Below are 19,160 nucleotides of genomic sequence, written 5' to 3'. Positions count from 1 at the left end.
CCGTCACCCCATCTCACCCTTGGGAGCCGCCATGAGATCCCGCACCCGCACCGCCCCACGAGTGGCCGCCGTCGTGGCCGCCCTCCTGAGCCTGCTCGTCCCCTTGCTCTCCTTCGCCACGCCTGCCCAGGCAGCGGCCACCGGCCTCCACATCACCAACGGCCGTCTGGTGGAAGGCAACGGCAACGACTTCGTCATGCGGGGCGTCAACCACGCCCACACCTGGTATCCGAACCAGACGCAGTCGCTGGCCGACGTCAAGGCGCTGGGCGCCAACACCGTGCGGGTGGTTCTCGCCGACGGCCATCGATGGACCGCGAACAGCGCCTCGGACGTGGCGAACGTCATCTCCCAGTGCAAGGCCAACCGGCTCATCTGCGTCCTGGAGGTGCACGACACCACCGGCTACGGCGAGGATGCCGCGGCCGGGACCCTCGACCAGGCGGCCGAGTACTGGATCGGTCTGAAGAGCGTGCTCGCGGGCCAGGAGAACTACGTCGTCATCAACATCGGCAACGAGCCCTGGGGCAACACCAATCCCGAGGGCTGGACCGATCCCACCATCGCCGCGATCAAGAAGCTGCGCAACGCCGGCTTCGAGCACACGATCATGGTGGACGCTCCCAACTGGGGCCAGGACTGGCAGGGCGTCATGCGCGCCAACGCCCAGTCCGTCCATGCCGCCGACACCACCGGCAACCTGATCTTCTCGATCCACATGTACAGCGTCTACGACACCGCGGCGGAGATCACCGACTACCTGAACGCCTTCGTCAACGCGAAACTCCCGATCCTCATCGGTGAGTTCGGCGGCCCGGCCGACCAGTGGGGCGACCCGGACGAGGACACCATGATGGCTGCCGCCCAGCAGTTGAGGCTCGGCTACCTGGCCTGGTCCTGGAGCGGCAACACCGATCCGATCCTCGACCTGGCGGTCAACTTCGATCCCAACCAGCTCAGTTCGTGGGGCCGGCGCGTCTTCAACGGCGCCAACGGCATCGCCGCCACCTCGAAGGAAGCCACCGTCTACTCCTCGGGCGGCGGCGACACCACTCCCCCGACCGCTCCCGGGACACCGACCGCCTCCGCCGTGACCTCCTCGTCCGTCAGGCTGACCTGGGCCGCCGCCACCGACGCGGTCGGCGTCACGGGTTACGACGTGGTCCGCGTCAGCGGCGGGAACGAGACCGCGGCCATCAGCACGGCCGCCACCTCCGCCACCGTCACCGGCCTCGCCCCGTCCACCTCCTACACCTTCGCCGTCTATGCCCGCGACGCCGTCGGCAACCGCTCACCGCGCTCCGGCACCGTGACGGTCACCACCGCCTCCGGCGGATCCTCGGCGGCCTGCGGCGTCGGCTACCGGGTGACGAACGAGTGGTCCGGCGGATTCCAGGGCGAGATCGTCATCCGCAACACCGGCAGCACGGCGATCGACGGCTGGACCCTCCGCTGGACCTTCCCCGACAGCCAGCGCATCACCAACCTGTGGGGCGGCACCGCGACGCAGAGCGGCGCCGAGGTCAGCGTCGCCTCCGCCTCGTACACCGCGACGATCCCCGCGGCGGGCTCGGTCACCGTCGGCTTCACGGCCACCCGCGCGACCGCCAACCCCAGCCCCGGCGCCTTCACCCTCAACGGCTCCGCCTGCTCACTGACCTGACCCCGGCCACCGCCGCCTGACACCATTGATCACTCGCCTGGGCGGACATAGATTTCCGTGCATGACGAGGATTCGGATCGGTGTGATGTACGACCGCGACTGGGCTCCGGAGGGGTTGCCCGGGTTCGCACGCGAGGTCGAGGCACTCGGAGCGGACGACCTCTGGGTGGTCGAGGACCTCGGGTGGCCCGGAGGGGTGTCGGCCGCGTCCGTCGCGCTCGGAGCGACGGAACGCCTGCGGGTCGGCATCGGGATCATGCCCGCGCCGCTGCGGAGTCCGGCATTGCTGGCGATGGAGGTGGCGACGCTGGCACGGGTGTTCCCGGGTCGGCTCGTGGCCGGGATCGGGCACGGGGTGCAGGAATGGATGGCGTCGGTCGGCGTCGCGGCGCGGTCGCCCCTCGCTCTGCTGGAGGAGACCATCACCTCCGTGCGCGCCTTGCTGCGTGGGGGGCGCGTCGAAATGGACGGGCGGGAAGTACGCCTGGACGGTGTGGAGTTGGTGCATCCGCCCGCGGAGCCGCCGCCGCTGGTCGCGGGTGTCGTGCGGCCCCGCTCGCTGGAGCTGTCCGGGCGGGTCGCCGACGGCACACTGATCGCCGAGGGGCACGGGCCGCGTGACCTGGAGAGCGCTCGGGCACTGATCGACAAGGGCGGAGCCACTGCCGACCACACGCTGACGGTGTTCGCCTTCTGTTGTGTGGGCGACGACGCCGACCAGGTGGCGCAGGCGCTACGGCCTCATGTCGAGGGCCAGAGTGCCTGGCTCGGCCGCCCGGCCGAGCAGGTGTTCACCGTGTCCGGCACAGCCGTGGAGGCCGCCGGACAGGTCCGCGAACTGGCGGAGGCCGGTGCGGACACGGTCGTGTTGCGGATGGCCGGACCCGAGCCGGTCCGGCAACTGGGAACGATCCTGAAGGCTCTGGGACGCTAGGGCTGCAGTCGCGGTGAGCGCTCCGCATGAGCGGTGAGCGCACCGCCTCCCCGTCGCAGCCGTGCGTCCGTAGCCGTGCATCCGCAGCCGTCCATCCGCAGCCGTCCGTCCTACGCCCGGCACACGGCCCCGCCGGCCGGTGTCCCCTCGCCTACGATGTACCGCCGCAACACAGCACCTGGAGACACCGGCATGGCCGACAACGATGCCCGCGCTTCTCGCGCCGGGGAGGATTCTCCGGAGTCCCCGAAGTTCCTGGAACTCGTCACCGATGGGTGTGAGCCCGGCCGGGTACTGATCGGCGTCCGGGACTTCGACTCCGCCTTCCTGCTCATGGTCTCCCTGGCCCAGGGCCTCGGCTCCAGTGAGTTGCGGCTGGACCGGGGACGGGCGGGGAAGGTCCGGCTCGCGGAGTTCCGGCGCGTCGGAAACCGGGTGCTGTTCCTCGTACGGAACAAGCACGTCCGGACCAGCGGCGATCCGGCCGCCGTACGGGCCGGTGCGGAATCCTTCGCGCCGTCCGTCGTGTGGAGCGGACCGGTGCTCCGGGAGCACGACGGTGTCGTGGTCGTCGATGTCACCGGTCTCGTCGTCACCGACCACGACCGGATCGCGGAGCAGTTGCGCGAGCACGGGCAGGGTGACTACGTCCTCGACTCCTCGACCAGCCTTCCCCTGACGGCCGACAGCCGCACCGGTCCCCGTGGCGTCCGGCTGCCGGCCCTGCTCACCTTCCGGGGGCCCGGACAGGGTGCGGCGGTGCGGGAGGCCGCCGCCGATCCGGCCGTCCTCACCTTCGTCCAGCAGCTCCAGCTGATGCGGCTGCCCGATCCGCCACTGCCGCCCCGGCGTTACCACCCCGCCTCGGGCGGCTACGGCATCGGCTACACCGACCACCGGCTGGCCGGGACGGCGGACACCCAGGTCAAGGTGCAGCCCAGGTTCCGGCTGGAGCGGACGGGGGCGGACCCGGCGCGGGTCCGGCGGCCGATCGTCTTCCAGGTGGATCCGGCGGTCCCGGAGCCGTTTCACTCGGCGGTGGTCGAGGGCGGCAACTGGTGGCAGGACGCCTTCGCCCGGATCGGGCAGGCGGACGCCTACCGGGTGGAAGTGGGTGGCGCGGACTTCGACCCGTACGACCCCGATGTCAACGCGGTGGTCTGGGTGCATCGCGCCGGGCGCGGCTGGTCACACGGGCAGGCGCTCACCGACCCCCGGACCGGCGAGATCCTGACCGCGCGGGTACGGCTCGGCTCGCAGCGCCTCGACCAGGTGCGGGCGCTGGGCGAGGCCCTGCTGGCGCCCTACGGTCATCCCGAGGAAGCGGAACGTGTGGCCGCAGTGGAGGAGTTGGTCCTGGCCCGGGTCCGCCAGCTCGCGGCCCACGAGATCGGACACGCCCTCGGCTTCATGCACAACTTCGCCAGTACCCGGCACCCCCGGCCCTCGGTGATGGACTACCCGCACCCGCACATCGGGGTGACCGCTGAGGGGCGGCTCGATCTGTCCGCCGCCTACGGCACCGGCCTTGGCCCCTGGGACCACTTCCTGGTCGCCCACGCCTACGGCGAGTTCCCGGGCCGCGACGAGGAGGACGCGCTCGCCGCGCTGCGCGCCGAGGCCGCGGCGGCCGGGCTGGTGTACGTCACCGACGAGGACGGACGCGGGCCGGAGGCCGGACATCCCGACGGGGTGCCCTGGGTGATGCCGGGTGCCGGGGACGCGCTGGACGCGCTCGCCGCGTGTCTGCGGGTGCGCCGTGTCGCCCTGGCGGGTTTCTCCCCCGGCGTGCTGCCGCCCGACCGGCAGACCGGGGAGTTGGAGGAGCGGATCGTGCTCCTGCATCTGCTGCACCGGCACGAGGTGGCGGCCGCGGCCCGCCTGATCGGCGGTGTCCGCTACGCGTACGGGCGGGCCGGGGAGAACGGCGGCGGGACCGTGGCCGTGGACGCCATGCTGCAGCGGCGGGCCGTGAGCGCACTGACGGAGCTGTTGCGCGCCGAGGAACTGGCTCTGCCCGACCGGGCGTTGGCGGTGCTGACTCCCCCGGGCATCCGCTACGGCCGGACCTCGCAGTACTTCGACACCCTGGCGGGACGTGTCTTCGATCCGTTCGCGGCGGCACGGACGGCCGCGGCGATGGTCACCGAACAGCTCCTGGAGCCCGGTCGTCTGAACCGTCTCGCCTGGCAGCATGCCGTCGATCCCGCCGTGCCCGGCGTGACCGAGCTGCTGGACGCGACTCTGGCCGCCACGTGGCGGCGCACCGACCCGGTCCCTTCCGGTGTCACGGCAGGCGCCGCCGTCCAGTACACGGCGGGCTGGCTGCTCCTGCACCATCTGCTGACCGTCCTGGGCGGCACCGGGCTGCACGCGCCGGTCCGGGCCGAGGTCCTTGCCGTGGTGCGCCGGCTCGCCGCCGATCTGCGGCGTCCCGCGGGCCCCGGGCAGGAGGGCGCCCAGGAGTACGAGGCCGCGGAGCTGCTGTCCGCCTATCTGGCGGACCCCGATGCGGTACGGGTCGAACCGCTGCCCCGCATCCCGCCGGGCGCGCCCAACTGACGGGCGCCCCCGCTCAGGCGATGTCCACGCCGTCGGACACCGCGGGTATCTCGTAGGCGAGCCGGAAGCGTTCACCGGGGACCACCAGGTCGGCGGTCTCCAGGGCGTGGGCGTCGGCGTAGTAGGTGCGCTCGATCGCCGCGACGGGAGCGCCCTGCACCACGTCCAGGGCGTCCGCCTCCTCCCGGGTGGCGAGCCGGGCCGTGACCGTCTCGGTGGAGCGGGTGATGTCCAGCCCGATGGAGGACATACGGGCGATGACGCTGTGGCCCGCCATGGGGCCGGCTCCGGGGAGGGCGACCGGTGTGCCGCCGGTGATGCTGAGCGGTTCCCAGCTCACGCAGAACATGGCCGGTCTGCCGTCCCGGGCCAGGAGGTACTCGCTGCGCACCACGAGGTCCGCCGGCGCGATGCCCAGGCGCCGGGCGACGTCCTCCCCGGCCGGTTCGGTCCTGGAGTGCGGGGTGCTGCGCACCGAACGGTCGTCGGAGCTGTCGCGTCCGCCGTCGACCGCCAGTCTTCCCTGGAGCCGTTGGTGCGTCCACGACCTGGCCATGGTCGTCGACGAGGACGGCTCGCGGACGAAGACGCCCACCCCTGCCCGGCCCTTGACGAGTCCGTCCGTCTCCAGGGACCGCACCGCGGCGGCGGCGACGTTCGAGCCGACGCCGTACACACGGGCGATGTCGGCGCGTGAGGGAAGCGGCTCGCCCGGTGCGATCTCACCCTGTTCGATCCGGCGACGCAGATCGGCGGCGACCGCCCGATAGGCAGCGACTTCCATACGTCTCACTTCCTGGACAATGTCTCATCATTCGAGAAGTTTTGTTAAACGTCGAGGCCGCGCCACCGACGCCGGAGGGGGATCCACCCCGCAGGCCGCCCTCACCTGTTGCAACAGGTGAGGTCACATGTCCGCCTTCTCGCGAAGTCTGCCACGACCGACCGGAAGCCTGTTGCATCAGGTACCGGGTCACGAGGCTCCACAGCACCCCTCTCCCAGGCCCTGAACAGCTTTGTTACAGGCAGCACAGCCCTTTGCGCGGCGCTCGGAGCCGGGGCTACCTTGCACCTCCGGCCACGACCCGCCACGTCTCACTGAGCGGACGTCCGCGTGGAACGGCCCGTCGGTGAGGAGGACAGACATGAGGGACGGCACGCCCTACCGCCCCGGACTCGTCGAGCACATGGACGCCACCCGGCGCGCCCTGCTCGCCCCCGAGTCCTCAGGTGCCCTCACTCCCGGCCTGCGCGCCTGGGCCGCCGCACGGGTCGCCGTGATCACGGGCCGCCCGGACCTGGCCGCCACCTACTCCGCCGAGGCCGCGGACGGCCCGGCGACCGCCGGAGCCACGGGCACCGAGCCGCCGGCCGGTGATCCCGCCCTCCTCGATGCCGTAAGACGCTTCACGGACGCCGTCACCCGCGCACCCCGCGCCGTAAGCCCCGAGGCCCTGGGCGATCTGACCGCCCAGGGCCTCGGTCCGGCCGAGATCGTCTCGCTCGCCCAGATCTGCGCCTTCGTGGCCTTCGAGGCCCGGGTCGCCGCCGGACTGGCGTTGCTCGACGCACCCCCGGCACCCGCGGCCGCCCCCGGCACGGCCGTAGACCCCGCGGACGATCGGCCCACAGGCGAGCAGCCCACGGGCGAGCCGGTCGCCGAGGAGCCGCTCACGGCCCCCGTCTTCACCCTGGCCCAGCTCACCTGGCAGCCCCGCATCCCCGCCGTGGACGCCGCGTCCCTCAGTGCCGTACAGCAGGCGGTGATCGACGCGCACGCCACGCTCTCGGTCGCCTCCCCCTACTACCGAACCCTGCTGCACGACCCCGCGGCCCTCGACCACCGCACGCACGTCTACAACACGGTCATGTACGGCCGCGGCGGCCTGCCCAGGCCCGAGCGGGAGCTTGCGACGCTGCTCGTCTCGCGGATCAACGGCTGCGTGTACTGCGCCTCGGTGCACGGCCGCAAGTACGCCCAGCTCTCCCGTGACGAGGCCGCCGCCGAGAAGGTTTTGCACACGGGCGGCGCCGCGCTGGCCGCCTCGCCCCGTCCGGCGGCCATCGCCCGGTTCGCCGAGCGGCACACGCTCACCCCGCCGCGCACCGATGCCTCAGACGTGGCCGCGCTGCGCGCCGCCGGGCTGACCGAGGTGGAACTGACCGATCTCGTGTACTCCGTCGCCCTGTTCGCCTGGGCGAACCGGCTGATGCTGGTCCTCGGCGACGCCGAGCCGTCACAGCGGCCGGACGGCGACAGCGACGGCCCGGCCGCCCGCGAGTCCTGTAGCAGGACGTCCGGCTGACGCCCACGGCCGTACGTGGTGCCGGGCCGGCCGGACGTCGCCCTCGCCGCTCCCCCGCTGCTTCCCCGACGACTCTCCCCGGAGAACGACATGCCCTCCCTTCGCTCTGTCCTCACCGCGTCCGCGGCACTGACCGCGACCGCCCTCTTCGCCACCGCCTGCTCCTCCAACGCCGCCTCACCCGCCGGTGGTTCGGGTGACGGAGGGGGCAAGCAGACCATCACGTTCATGGGCTTCTACGGCACCTTCCAGGACGCGTTCACCAAGACGGTGATCGACCCGTTCGAGAAGGCCAACCCGGACATCACCGTCAAGTACGTGCCCATCCAGAACTCCGCCGAGGTGCTGGCGAAGCTGCGCGCGAGCAAGTCACGGCCGGTCGCCGACGTGGCCCTCATCGACCGCTCGGTCGCCCCGACGGCCAACAAGGAGAAGCTGTTCGCCAAGCTCGACACGGCGAAGGTGCCCAACCTGGACCGGCTCGTCGAGTCCGCGCGCAACAAGGACGGCTACGGCCCCGGCTTCAGCATCGACAGCCTGTCGATCCTCTACAACTCCAAGAAGGTCAAGCAGGCCCCCACCAGCTGGAACGACCTGTGGGACCCGGCGTACAAGGGCAAGCTGGCGATGCCCATCGCGGACACCCGGGGCGTCGCCCTGATCATCGCCCTGGAGAAGATCCTCGGTGCCGACTACAAGACGGACATCGATCCGGCGATCAAGAAGCTGAAGAGCCTCTCCGGTGGCGTGGAGACGTGGCAGCCCTCCCCCGACGTGTACACCGCGGTGCAGTCCGGCGAGGCGGACGTCGCCGTCGGCTGGAACGCCCGCGGCCAGTACTACAAGGACTCGTCCGGCGGCGTCGTGCAGCCGGTGCTGCCCAAGGAGGGCACGGTCACCCAGATCAACACGATCAACCTGGTCAACAACTCGGCGCATGCCGCGGCGGCGCAGAAGTTCATCGACTACGCCATCGGCGCCAAGGCCCAGAAGGCGTTCGACGAGGCCGCCTTCTACGCCCCCGTCAACCAGGACGCGTCGCTGTCCGCGGCCGTCAAGGACCGTACGACCGCGTCCGAGACGCAGGCGAAGAACCAGATCCCGGCCGACTGGGACTGGCTCACCACGCGCTACACCACCTGGGTCGACCGCATCAAGCAGGAGGTCATCGGTGGGTGACACCCCCCATCTGGTCCTGAGCGGGCTGGCCAAGACGTATCCGGGTGCGGACGGCGCCGCCGTGCGCGGGATCGACCTCACGGTGGAGCGTGGCCGGATCCTCGCGGTGCTGGGCCCGTCCGGCTGCGGGAAGTCGACGACGCTGCGGCTGATCGCCGGTCTCGTGGCGCCCACCGCGGGCCGTATCGAGGTCGACGGACGTGACCTGACCGATGTGCCGGTGCACCGCCGTGACATGGGCGTCGTCTTCCAGTCGTACGCGCTCTTCCCCCACCTGGACGTGGCCCGCAACGTCGCCTTCGGCCTGGAGATGCGGTCGGTCGGCAAGGCGGAGGTGAAGCGCCGGGTCGGCGAGGCGCTGGAGCTGGTCCGGCTCGGGCACCTCGCCGGGCGGCGGATCGCGCAGCTGTCCGGGGGGCAGCAGCAGCGGGTCGCGCTGGCCCGTGCGCTGGTCGTCGAGCCGTCAGTGCTGCTGCTGGACGAGCCGCTGTCCAACCTGGACGCGCGGCTGCGCTCGACGATGCAGGACGAGATCGGCCGTATCCAGCGCGAGACCGGCATCACCACCGTGTTCGTCACTCACGACCAGCAGGAAGCCCTGTCGATGGCGGACTCCGTCGCTGTGATGAACGAGGGCCGCATCGAGCAGACGGGCACCCCTCAGGACATCTACGAGCGGCCCGCCCGGCCGTTCGTCGCCCGCTTCGTGGGCCGGGCCAACATGGTCGAGGGCACCTCCCGGGGCCGCGACGGCGAGCGCACCGTGGTGGAGCTGCCGGGCCTCGGCAAGGTGCCGGCCGCCGGTGACCCCGTCGAGACCGGGCGCCCCGCCACCGTCATGCTGCGCCCGCACCGCATCACCCTGGCGGCGGCACCCGAGAGCGGCGGAGCCCGCGGCACGGTGCTGTCGGCGGCGTACGCGGGCGAGACCGTGGCCTACCGGGTGCGGCTCGGTGACGACGGGCCGGTGCTGGACGTGGAGCGGCCCACCGGCAGCGAGGCGTCCCACGGCCCCGGCGCCGAGGTCGCGCTCTCCTGGGACCCGGCGGCTCCCCGGCTCGTGGCGGACCCGTCATGACCGCCGAGACCGCCGAGGCGGTGGCCGCGCCTGCCGTGAGACCGGTGCGGCCGAGCGGGCCCGGCCGCCACGCGCTCGCGCTGCTGGCGCCCGGGATCATCGCGCTGCTGCTCACGTACGCCATGCCGCTGGTGTGGGTGCTGCGGATGTCTCTCAACGAGTCGGGGGAAGGCGGCCTCATCCGGCAGACCGTGTCGTTCGCCACCTTCGCCGAGGTGCTGAGCAGTGCCCACTGGTGGAACGTCATCGGGCAGACCGTGGAGCTGGGCGTCCTCGTCACCGTCTGCACGCTCGTCGTCTCCTATCCGCTGGCGCTGTTCCTGGCCCGCACCACCAGCCGCTGGCGTGGCCTGCTGGTCGCGCTGGCCGTGACGCCGCTGCTGATCTCCTCGGTGGCGCGCACCTTCGGCTGGATGGCGATCCTCGGCAACCAGGGACTCGTTAACAAGACGCTCGGCGGCCTCGGGCTCATAGGCGAGCCCCTGCAACTGGCCAATAACCTCACGGGCGTCATCATCGCGTCGACGGAGATCTACATGCCGTTCGCGATCCTCGCCATGATCAGCGGCTTCGGCCGGCTCGACCCCGAGCTGGAGCACGCCGCCGCCTCGCTGGGCGCGCCCCGCCGCACCGTCTTCCGCCGGGTCGTGCTGCCGCTGACGCTGCCCGGTGTGCTCACCGCGGCGCTGATGGTGTTCGTGCTCAGCCTCAGCGGCTACGTCACTCCCCGTCTGATCGGCGGCGGCCGGGTGTTCGTGCTGGCCACCGAGATCTACGACCAGGCCACCACCGCCCTGGACTGGCCGGTGGCCGCCGTTCTGTCGGTGCTGCTGCTCGCCCTGTTCGGGGTGGTTATCGCGGTGTACCTGCGCGCCCAGAAGGTGCTCGAAGCCCGCTTCACCGGACCGCAGGGGGCACGCTCATGACCGTACGCCGCACGGGCCGGATACCGTGGGCCCACCGGCTGGGCCGGGCCGGGTGGTCGGCCGTCCTCGTCGCCCTCTATCTCTTCCTGCTCGCCCCGATCCTCGTGGTGCTGGTGGAGTCGTTCGACGACGCGACCTATCTGCGGTTCCCGCCGCAGGGGTTCACCTTCGACGCCTACGGACAGGTGTTCGCCAACGAGTCGTTCCGCCTGGGTATCCAGGTCAGCGGTGTCACGGCCGCGGTGACCGCGCTGCTCGCCATGATCGCGGGGGTGCCGGCCGCGCTGGCTCTCACCCGGCTGCGGTTCCGGGGCCGGTCCGCGATCGAGGCGGCCTTCCTGTCGCCGCTGCTGGTGCCGCACATCGTGCTGGGCCTCGCGCTGCTGCTGATCCTGGCGCCGATCCCGTTGACCGACACGTACTGGGGGCTGATCCTGGCCCACCTCGGCGTGACGGTGCCGTACGTCGTACGCACCGTGTCGGCGGCCCTGATGTCGTCCGACCCGCGTGCGGAGGAGGCCGCCCGGACCCTCGGGGCGAGCGGCTTCACGGCGTTCCGGCGGATCACGCTCCCCGCCATCCGGTCGGGGCTGCTGTCCGGAGGTGTCATCGCCTTCCTGCTGTCCTTCGACGAGACGGTGATCTCGCTCTTCGTGTCCGGGCAGAACACCGTGCCCCTGCCGGTCGCCGTACTCCAGTACGTCGAGTACCGCAGTGATCCTTCGATCGCCTCGCTGTCGGTGCTGCTCGTCCTGCTGTCCGTCGTCGTGGTCGTGCTCGTCGAGCGCGGCCTCGGCCTGCGCCGTTCGCTGCGCTCCGGCTGACCTTCCCGGAAATCACTCCTGTATCGCCCCTGTATCACCCCTGTACCGCCCAAGTACCGCTCGGTAGTACCGCTCTGTTCCAAGGAGTTCCCCCGTGCCCCTCGATCCCGCCACCCTCCACCGCGACAGCGTGGTCTTCAACGCCCTCGACTGCACCCCGCTGGCATGGGCCGACGAGACCTATCTCGGCAAGCTCGCCGCCTCCGGCGTGACGGCGCTCAACCACGCGGTGTCCATCTCCCAGGACTACGACGCGGCGGCCGCGGCCCTCGTCGGCTGGCAGCGACGGCTGGCCGAGACGGACGGGCGGGTCTTCCAGGCGTTCGGCCTTCAGGACGTGGCCCGCGCCAGGGCCGAGGGCTCCGTCGCCTGGTTCGCCGGGTTCGAGGACAGCAAGCCGGTCGGCGAGGACCTGTGGCGGCTGGCGGCCTTCCACCAGATGGGCCTGCGCTTCATGGGGCTCACCTACCAGAACCGGAACTACGCGGGCGACGGCAGCGGTGAGACGGCCAACGGCGGCCTGAGCCGTTTCGGCCGCTCCCTGGTCAAGGAGTGCAACGCGCTCGGCGTCGCCCTGGACCTGTCGCACACCGGTGAGCGCTCCACGCTGGAGACCATCGAACTGTCCGACAAGCCGGTCCTGGTCACCCATGCGGGGCTGACCCGCTTCGTGGACAGCCCGCGCAACAAGAGCGACGTCGTCGTACGGGAACTGGCCGCGCGCGGTGGGGTCTTCGGGCTCGCCTCCAAGTCCGGGTTCCTGGACAAGGACGGTCTGACCCGCCGGCCGAGCGCGCAGGTGTTCGCCGACAACATCGACTATCTGGTCGAGCTGGTCGGCATCGACCACGTCATCGTCGGCACCGACGTCGGTGACGAGCGCAAGTACTCCCGCGAGGGCATGGCGCGGGTCCGCCGGCTGTACCCCGAGATCCCCATCGTCGGCGAGGACCTCGACCTGGACCGCATCCACCCCGAGGGCATGGGCACCCCCGCCGACCTGCCGGTGATCACCGAGCTGATGGTGGGCCGCGGGTACAGCGCGGAGGACGTCGTCAAGGTCCTCGGCGGCAACCTCCAGCGTGTCCTGGCCGACATCTGGGACATGGCGGCGTGACCGGGCGTACGGCGCACATCGCGGTCGTCGGGGCCGGGCCGCGCGGCACCGCCGTACTGGAGCGGCTGATCGCGGGCCTCGGCGACCGGGCGGCCCGACTGCATGTCGTCGAGCCCCGGTCGCCCGGCGCCGGCCGTGTGTGGCACCCGGGACAACCCGAGCACCTGCTGATGAACACCCTCGCCGGGCACGCCACCGCGTTCCCCGACAGCAGCGTACGGATGGCCGGTCCGGCCACCACCGGGCCCGCCTTCCTGGACTGGGCCCGCGACCACGCTCCGGACCTGGCGCCCTGGGACCATCCAGGGCGGGCCGAGATGGGCCGCTATCTGGTGTGGGCGCATGAGCGCATCGTGGCGTTGGCCGCGCCGGGCATCCAGGTCGTCCACCATCCCGCACGGGCCGTCGCGCTCGACGAGGAGAGCACGGACAGCGGGGACAGGGGGGACAGGGGGGACAGCGAGGGAGGGGCCGGCCGGCTGCGGCTCGGGCTGGACGACGGCAGCGCGCTGGTCGTGGACGCGGTGGTCCTCGCCACCGGCCACACCGACCGGCGTCCCGCCCCGGAACAGCTGGAACTCGCTGCGGCGGCCCGCGAGTCGGGGCTGGTGTACGTCCCTCCGGGGCAGCCCCACGAGGCACCGCTGGATCTGCTGCCGCCGGGCGAACCGGTGCTCGTACGCGGTCTCGCGCTCAACTTCTTCGACCACATGGCGCTGCTCACGCACGGCCGGGGCGGGCGGTTCACGACCGTTGGCGGACGGCTGCGCTACCGGCCGTCCGGGCGCGAACCACGGCTGATCGTCGGCTCGGGCCGGGGCGTGCCCTATCTGGCCCGGGGCCAGGTGCCCGGCCGGATGCCCGAGGGCCACACGTTGCGCCACTTCGACGGCGCGACCGTCGAGCGCCTGACCTCGCGGGAGCCCGGCACGGTCGGGTTCATGGCGGAGGTCTGGCCGCTGATCGCCAAGGAAGCGGGGGCGGCCTGGTACCGGGCGCTGCTGGCGGTCCGCCCGGACGCCGTGCGAACGCCCGGCTTCCTGGAGCGGTACGCGGCCGTGGAGCACGGGTCGGAGCAGTGGAAGGACCTGCTCGACCGGGAAGTGCCCGACCCGGCGGACCGGTTCGACCTGCTGACGCTCGACCGGCCGCTGGCGGGGCTGCGGTTCGCCGACCGGACGGCCTTCGGCGGCTGGCTCGCCGAGCGGCTGCGCGAGGACCTGGACGCGGCCCGGGATCCCGGGCGGAGCCCGCTGAAGGCGGCGGCCGGCGCGGTGGCGGCGGTCAAGGGGCAGGTGCGGCGGATCGTCATCTCCGGTGTGCTGACCGGTCCCTCGCACCGCGAGCTGTCCTGGTTCCGGGCGTTCGGCGCGCATCTGTCGAGCGGGCCTCCGGCGCTGCGGATCGCCGAGCTGATCGCCCTCCACGAGGCGGGGGTCGTGGAGTTCCTGGGCGCCCGGCCGACCGTCACCGTCGAACGGGGGGAGAGCCGTTTCCACGCGGTCTCCCCGACCACCGGCGGGCCGGCGGCGACGACCGGCGCACTGCTCGACGCCTGGCTGCCGGGCGCGGATCTGGCGAGCACCGCGGACCCCCTGCTGCGCGCCCTGCTCACCTCGGGCCTGGCCCGCCCGCATGTCGCGGGAGGCGCGGACGCACCGGAGGCGACCGGGGCGGTGGACGTGGAGCTGCCCGAGTTGCGGGTGCGCCGCGCGGACGGGCGCCCGAACCGGGGGCTGTACGCGTTCGGTATCCCCACGGAGGGGATCCACTGGAACACCGCGATCGGCGCGCGGGCCCACGCCAACGCGGACATGTTCCGCCAGGCGGACGCCATCGCCCAGGCGGTGCTGCGCTCGCTGCCGGAGGAGTAGGGCGGACCCGGGGCGGGACGCGTTGCGCAGTTTCATGGGCTGTGTCCGCGTCACCTCCGGTGGCGGCGACCTCGGAGATCACCCGGGTCGGGCCGGGCCGGCTCAGGTCAGATCAGGTCAGATCCGTGCCCCGAGGTCCGCGCCGTTGCCAGGACGCAGGAACGCGGAGGGCGGGACGGAGCCGTCGGCCGCCCTGGGTCCGGTGATCGTGCTCGGGTCAGTGCTCGCGAACGACCATGTGCCGCCGAGGTCCCAGGAGTTGCCGCTGCCCGTGGAGGTGGAGCCCAGCGAGGCGTCGGTGCCGTTGGCCACTGCCAGGTTCTTCGTCAGGGTGCTGGAGGAGCGGCTGAAGTTGAATCCGGTCTTCGGATTGCGCCACGCCGTACAGCGGTCGATCTTCATCCGCCCGGGGTTGTTGTTGTCGACGAAGCCGCCGGCGGAGTTGTCCCAGGCGATGCTGTTGCGCACGGTGTGGTCGACGGCCACACCGTTGCCGCCCATCTTGAACCCGTTGCCGTCACCGGTGAAGTCGGGCAGGTTCCACCGGTTGAACCCGTTGCCCCAGGCGAGGCTGTTCTCGACGAGGATCGGTGACGCGTCGAACATCCAGAAGTCCAGCCCGTCGTCGGAGTTGTTCCACAACCGGGCGCCGCGTACGACGTTGCCGCTGCCGGAGCCCTCCTTGATGGCCAGACCGTCGGCGCTCTCCCCGTTCTTGCGCGGGTCGCGGTTGCCGTAGCTGTCCAGGTTGACGATCTGGTTGTCGCTGGACGAGCCCTGAAGGTGCAGGCCCGACTCGTAGTTGTCCCTGGTGACGAGTCGGTCGAAGACGTTGCTGCTGGTGTCCACGCCGAAGACCCCGTAGGGCCCGTGGATGATCTCCAGCCCGGAGAGCCGCCAGTACTCGCCCTCGATGTGGATCGCGCCGCGTTGGGCGCGGGGGATGGTGGAACCCACCTCTCCGGGGGTGTACGGCATGCCCTCCCCGTCGATGACGACCCGTTCGCCGTTGTAGTTGCTCATCGTGATCGGCTCGCTCGCCGAACCGCTCTTCAGCAGCTGGATGTTCGTGGTCGGCGCGTAGGTGCCGCCACGGATCAGGATCGTGTCCCCCGGCTGTGCCAGGTCCACGGCCCGCTGAATCGACCGCAGCGGCGCCGACGGTGTCCCTGAGTTGCTGTCGCTGCCGGTCGTCGCCACGTACAGGGTGGTCGCCAAGTCGGACGCCGCGTGCGCCGTGACGCCCGGCAGGGTGACGAGGGTGGTGGCCGCGAGGCTCAGCAGGGCTGCCGTGGCTGAGTGCGCGGTGAAGGTGCCGGGCTTCGGACGCATCGGTCGTCTCCGGGTGGTCGGCTCACTGCGAAACCTGCTGGAAAGCGCTTACCGTGCCGGAGAAGATTAAGAGCTCGCCGTGGGCACGTCAATAACCGTCCCGGGCACCAGCGTCGGAAGGGCGGGTACGCCCGGCCGATGCGGGTACCTCGGGCCACATGGCTGACATCGACCTCAAAAGCAATGCATTCAATAATCACTCCTTCATCACGCGGCGGTACGCATACGAGGGCGAGAACACGTCCCCGCCGCTGACATGGAGCGGCGCACCGGACGACGCGGCCGAACTGCTGCTCATGTGCGAGGATCCGGACGCACCGTCGGGCACCTTCGCCCACTGGATCGTGGTGGGCATCGACCCCCACAGCGACGGTGTGGACGCGGGGCACGTCCCGCCCGGCGGCACCGAACTCGTCAACGGCTTCGGAGACCACGGCTGGGACGGACCACATCCGCCTCCGGGAGACAAAGCGCACCGGTACTTCTTCCGCCTCTACGCCCTTTCGGAACCCTGTGTGCTCCCCGACGCACCCAGCGCCGACCAGGTACATCGGATCATCGAGAAACGACAGCTCGCGAGCGGCACCCTCGTGGGGCTCTACCAACGCTGAACAGCGCCAGCGGACGGACATCGGGAGCGGGTGCGTGGGCGGGCACCCGGAGAACAGCACCTCAGCACTCGCGGAGCTGAGGCAGCCGGCCCCTCACGCCACCGGGAGCACCCGGGACGGCTCCCCGACGTGATGCCCAGAGGACTTACGACTCGCGCTCCAGGCCGGACCACGGACTCGTCCACACTGGACTCCTAAGTCCTCGACCAGCACCGCGAAGCGGCCCTCACCTTGGCCGCTGTGAACATCCTGCCGTGCCGCACCACCGCAGCCGAGGCCCCGCGGGGCGCGACGCGACGGCACCCCACCGCTCCGCGCCCACGGCACGGAACCGACGCCGACGCCGACACCGACACCGACACCGACACCAATCGACGGATCTGGACCTCACATCGACAACCGACGTGCCGCGCACGGACGTTGGCCTCATCGCCGAGTACCTCATTGCCTGTAATTGGTATGGACCTACCCGTGTTCCACGGCTATGCTCTGCCCCGCATGCAAGTGAGAGCGCTCTCAAGCTCTGCTGTTCCACCCCCACCCTGCTGGAACAACGAAGGGGCACTCCCTTGAGACGCACAACAGCCCTGCGTACCGGACTGTCCGCGCTCCTCTTGCTCGGCACCTGGGTCACCGCGAGCACCCTGCCCGCCTCCGCCGCGGACTCCCCGGCCCGCTCGGCCGAGGCACCGGCCTCCCCCGAGCTCCTCTCCGCCATGCAGCGCGATCTGGGCCTGACCAGGAGTCAGACCGAGGCGCGCCTGGCCGCGGAGAAGACCGCGACAACCGTGGAGCGGAAGGCGAAGCGTGCCGCCGGGTCGTCGTACGGCGGCTCGTGGTTCGACGCCGAAAGCGGAAAGCTGACTGTCGCCGTCACCCGCAGCGCGGACACCGAGGCCATCCGCGCCACCGGCGCGACCGTGCGCCTCGTGAAGCACAGCGCGCAGCAGCTCGACGCGGCGAAGGCGCGCATCGACGACCTGTCCGCGCCCGCCGGTGTCAGCAGCTGGTACGTCGACCCCAAGGCCAACAAGGTCGTCGTGAACGTCGTCACCGCCCGCCAGGATGACAACGATGTCCAGGACTTCCTGGCACAAGCCCGTCAGACGGGCCCCGTGACCGTGAAGCAGACCCCCGCCGCACCGCAGACCTTCGCCGCCGGGACCGTGGGCGGCGACCCCTACTACACCGGCAACGTCCGCTGCTCCATAGGCTTCTCGGTGCACGGCGGCTTCGTCACCGCCGGGCACTGCGGCGGTGCCGGTGCCGCGGTGTACGGCTGGGACCGCTCGTACGTCGGCAACTTCCAGGGGTCTTCGTTCCCTGACAACGACTACGCCTGGGTGAACGTCGGCAGCGGCTGGTGGACCGTACCGGTGGTCCTGGGCTGGGGCACCATCCCCGACCAGCTCGTCCGCGGTTCCAACGAGGCCCCCGTCGGTACGTCCATCTGCCGCTCCGGCTCCACCACGCACTGGCGCTGCGGCGCCGTCCTGGCCAAGAACGAGACGGTCAACTACAGCCAGGGCGCCGTCCACCAGATGACGAAGACGAGCGTCTGCGCCGAGGGCGGTGACTCCGGCGGCTCCTTCATCAGCGGCGACCAGGCGCAGGGCGTCACCTCCGGCGGCTGGGGCAACTGCAGCTCCGGCGGCGAGACCTGGTACCAGCCCGTCAACGAGATCCTCAACCGCTACGGCCTGACGCTGCACACCGCCTGACCCTCCATCATCACGGACGAGCGGGCTCCGTCGCGGACCGGCCGACGGAGCCCGTTCAGATCCCCCTGCGGTGTGGACCTCGGCCGAACCGGTCAGCTCGCAAGGCCGGCCTTCGTCAGCCACTCCTTCGCGACCGTGGCGGCGTCCTCCTTGTCGTTGACGAGTTTCTTCATCATTTCCAGCAGGTCCGGGGTGGTGAGCTCCGCCGAGACCGCGTTGAGCGCGGACTTGGCCTTGTCGTTGACCGCGGACTTGTAGATCAGGGGCGTGACGTTCTGTGAGGCGTAGAGGTTCTTCGGGTCCTCCAGTACCACCAGCTTGTCCTCGATGATCGCGGGATCGGTGGTGTAGATGTTGGCGGCCTGCACCTTGTTCGAGTTGAGCAGCTTCAGCAGGGTGCTCTGGGAGCCCGCGTCGAGCGGCTGGAACTTCCCGAACTCGACGCCGTAGATCTTCTTCAGACCGACCCCGCCCTGCATACGGGTCTTGAACTCCGAGCCGGCACCGATCGTCCAGTCCCCCGCCACCGGCTTGAGGTCGGCGATGCTCTTGAGGTCGTACTTCTTGGCGGTCTCGGCCGTGACCGTGACCGAGTCCTTGTCCTCGGCCTCGGCGGAGTCCAGGATCGTCACCGCCGACGGGAGTTTCTTCTTCAGTTCGGCGTTGATGTCCTCCGTGCTGGTCGCGGTGCTCGTCTTGTCGACCGCCACCGCCAGCAGCGCGCCGTTGTACTCCGGGAAGACCTGGATGCCCCCCTTGACCACTTGGTCGTAGTAGACCTCACGGGCGCCGATGTCGAACTTGCGCGTCACCTTCAGGCCCTTGGCCTCAAGGGCCTCGGCGTAGATCTCGGCGAGCAGTTGGCTCTCGGGAAAGTTCGCCGAGCCGACGACGATGGACTTGCCGTCACCGCCGTCGCCTCCCGTCAGCGGGTTGCTGTCGCTGTCGTTCCCGCCGCCGCACGCGGTCAGCGAGAGCGCGGCGATCAGGCCGAAGGCAGCGCCGTGGTGGATGCTTCTCATGGGTGTTTCCC

At 71.0% G+C, this 19,160-nt stretch carries 15 protein-coding genes; 12 read left to right on the top strand and 3 right to left on the bottom strand.

Annotation, left to right across the window (positions count from 1 at the left end; translation table 11 throughout):
* The first annotated feature begins 31 nt into the window (after positions 1–31).
* The 3 genes from E0500_RS38740 to E0500_RS38730 all read left to right on the top strand — a co-directional run bounded on the left by E0500_RS38740 (position 32) and on the right by E0500_RS38730 (position 5,159).
* Positions 32–1,663, top strand: coding sequence for a cellulase family glycosylhydrolase (locus E0500_RS38740; protein ID WP_131561961.1), 1,632 nt, complete (start codon positions 32–34; stop codon positions 1,661–1,663).
* Between the two features lie 61 nt (positions 1,664–1,724).
* Entirely contained in the window at positions 1,725–2,597 is an 873-nt protein-coding gene (locus E0500_RS38735; RefSeq protein WP_131561963.1) for an LLM class flavin-dependent oxidoreductase, read from the top strand.
* 192 nt (positions 2,598–2,789) lie between these two features.
* The gene (locus tag E0500_RS38730) at positions 2,790–5,159 is read left to right on the top strand and encodes a zinc-dependent metalloprotease (protein WP_131561965.1); all 2,370 of its coding nucleotides are present in this window, start codon (positions 2,790–2,792) and stop codon (positions 5,157–5,159) included.
* Positions 5,160–5,172: 13 nt separating this feature from the next.
* Here the strand turns inward: E0500_RS38730 and E0500_RS38725 are convergent, their stop codons facing one another.
* Complete coding sequence (locus E0500_RS38725) at positions 5,173–5,943, bottom strand: GntR family transcriptional regulator (RefSeq protein WP_131561967.1); 771 nt, start codon at positions 5,941–5,943, stop codon at positions 5,173–5,175.
* Between the two features lie 361 nt (positions 5,944–6,304).
* Here E0500_RS38725 and E0500_RS38720 point away from each other — a divergent pair, with 361 nt between their 5' ends.
* The 7 genes from E0500_RS38720 (at position 6,305) to E0500_RS38690 (ending at position 14,463) form a co-directional block, all read left to right on the top strand.
* Positions 6,305–7,465, top strand: coding sequence for a peroxidase-related enzyme (locus tag E0500_RS38720; RefSeq protein ID WP_131561969.1), 1,161 nt, complete (start codon positions 6,305–6,307; stop codon positions 7,463–7,465).
* A 90-nt stretch (positions 7,466–7,555) separates the two neighbouring features.
* Positions 7,556–8,644 (top strand): ABC transporter substrate-binding protein, encoded by a 1,089-nt coding sequence (locus E0500_RS38715; protein WP_131561971.1) that lies wholly within the window; start codon positions 7,556–7,558, stop codon positions 8,642–8,644.
* Entirely contained in the window at positions 8,637–9,722 is a 1,086-nt protein-coding gene (locus E0500_RS38710) for an ABC transporter ATP-binding protein (protein WP_131561973.1), read from the top strand. Before E0500_RS38715 ends, E0500_RS38710 begins: the two co-directional genes overlap by 8 nt.
* Positions 9,719–10,648 carry an ABC transporter permease gene (locus E0500_RS38705; protein WP_131561976.1) on the top strand — a complete coding sequence of 310 codons (930 nt, stop codon included), beginning with the start codon at positions 9,719–9,721 and terminating at the stop codon, positions 10,646–10,648. Before E0500_RS38710 ends, E0500_RS38705 begins: the two co-directional genes overlap by 4 nt.
* Positions 10,645–11,472, top strand: a complete 828-nt coding sequence (locus E0500_RS38700; protein ID WP_258573766.1) for an ABC transporter permease — start codon at positions 10,645–10,647, stop codon at positions 11,470–11,472. Before E0500_RS38705 ends, E0500_RS38700 begins: the two co-directional genes overlap by 4 nt.
* Positions 11,473–11,566: 94 nt before the next feature.
* Positions 11,567–12,589: a dipeptidase gene (locus E0500_RS38695; RefSeq protein ID WP_131561978.1), complete on the top strand. Its 1,023-nt coding sequence runs from the start codon at positions 11,567–11,569 to the stop codon at positions 12,587–12,589.
* Complete coding sequence (locus E0500_RS38690; protein ID WP_131561980.1) at positions 12,586–14,463, top strand: FAD/NAD(P)-binding protein; 1,878 nt, start codon at positions 12,586–12,588, stop codon at positions 14,461–14,463. The genes E0500_RS38695 and E0500_RS38690 overlap by 4 nt, the downstream gene beginning before the upstream one ends.
* A gap of 117 nt (positions 14,464–14,580) precedes the next feature.
* Here E0500_RS38690 and E0500_RS38685 read toward each other — a convergent pair whose 3' ends face one another.
* Positions 14,581–15,795, bottom strand: coding sequence for a right-handed parallel beta-helix repeat-containing protein (locus tag E0500_RS38685; RefSeq protein ID WP_131561982.1), 1,215 nt, complete (start codon positions 15,793–15,795; stop codon positions 14,581–14,583).
* A gap of 158 nt (positions 15,796–15,953) precedes the next feature.
* Between E0500_RS38685 and E0500_RS38680 the strand changes: the two genes are divergently transcribed.
* Positions 15,954–16,406 carry a YbhB/YbcL family Raf kinase inhibitor-like protein gene (locus E0500_RS38680; RefSeq protein ID WP_131561984.1) on the top strand — a complete coding sequence of 151 codons (453 nt, stop codon included), beginning with the start codon at positions 15,954–15,956 and terminating at the stop codon, positions 16,404–16,406.
* A gap of 569 nt (positions 16,407–16,975) precedes the next feature.
* Positions 16,976–18,127 carry a S1 family peptidase gene (locus E0500_RS38675; protein WP_131561986.1) on the top strand — a complete coding sequence of 384 codons (1,152 nt, stop codon included), beginning with the start codon at positions 16,976–16,978 and terminating at the stop codon, positions 18,125–18,127.
* Between the two features lie 92 nt (positions 18,128–18,219).
* Here the strand turns inward: E0500_RS38675 and E0500_RS38670 are convergent, their stop codons facing one another.
* Positions 18,220–19,149: an ABC transporter substrate-binding protein gene (locus E0500_RS38670; protein ID WP_220141491.1), complete on the bottom strand. Its 930-nt coding sequence runs from the start codon at positions 19,147–19,149 to the stop codon at positions 18,220–18,222.
* Positions 19,150–19,160: the final 11 nt, after the last annotated feature.

This window comes from Streptomyces sp. KM273126 (assembly GCF_004337435.2).
GTDB classification, from domain to species: Bacteria; Actinomycetota; Actinomycetes; order Streptomycetales; family Streptomycetaceae; genus Streptomyces; species Streptomyces acidicola.
Note: the sequence above shows the minus strand (reverse complement) of the source record. Positions and strands in the feature narration are given on the sequence as shown.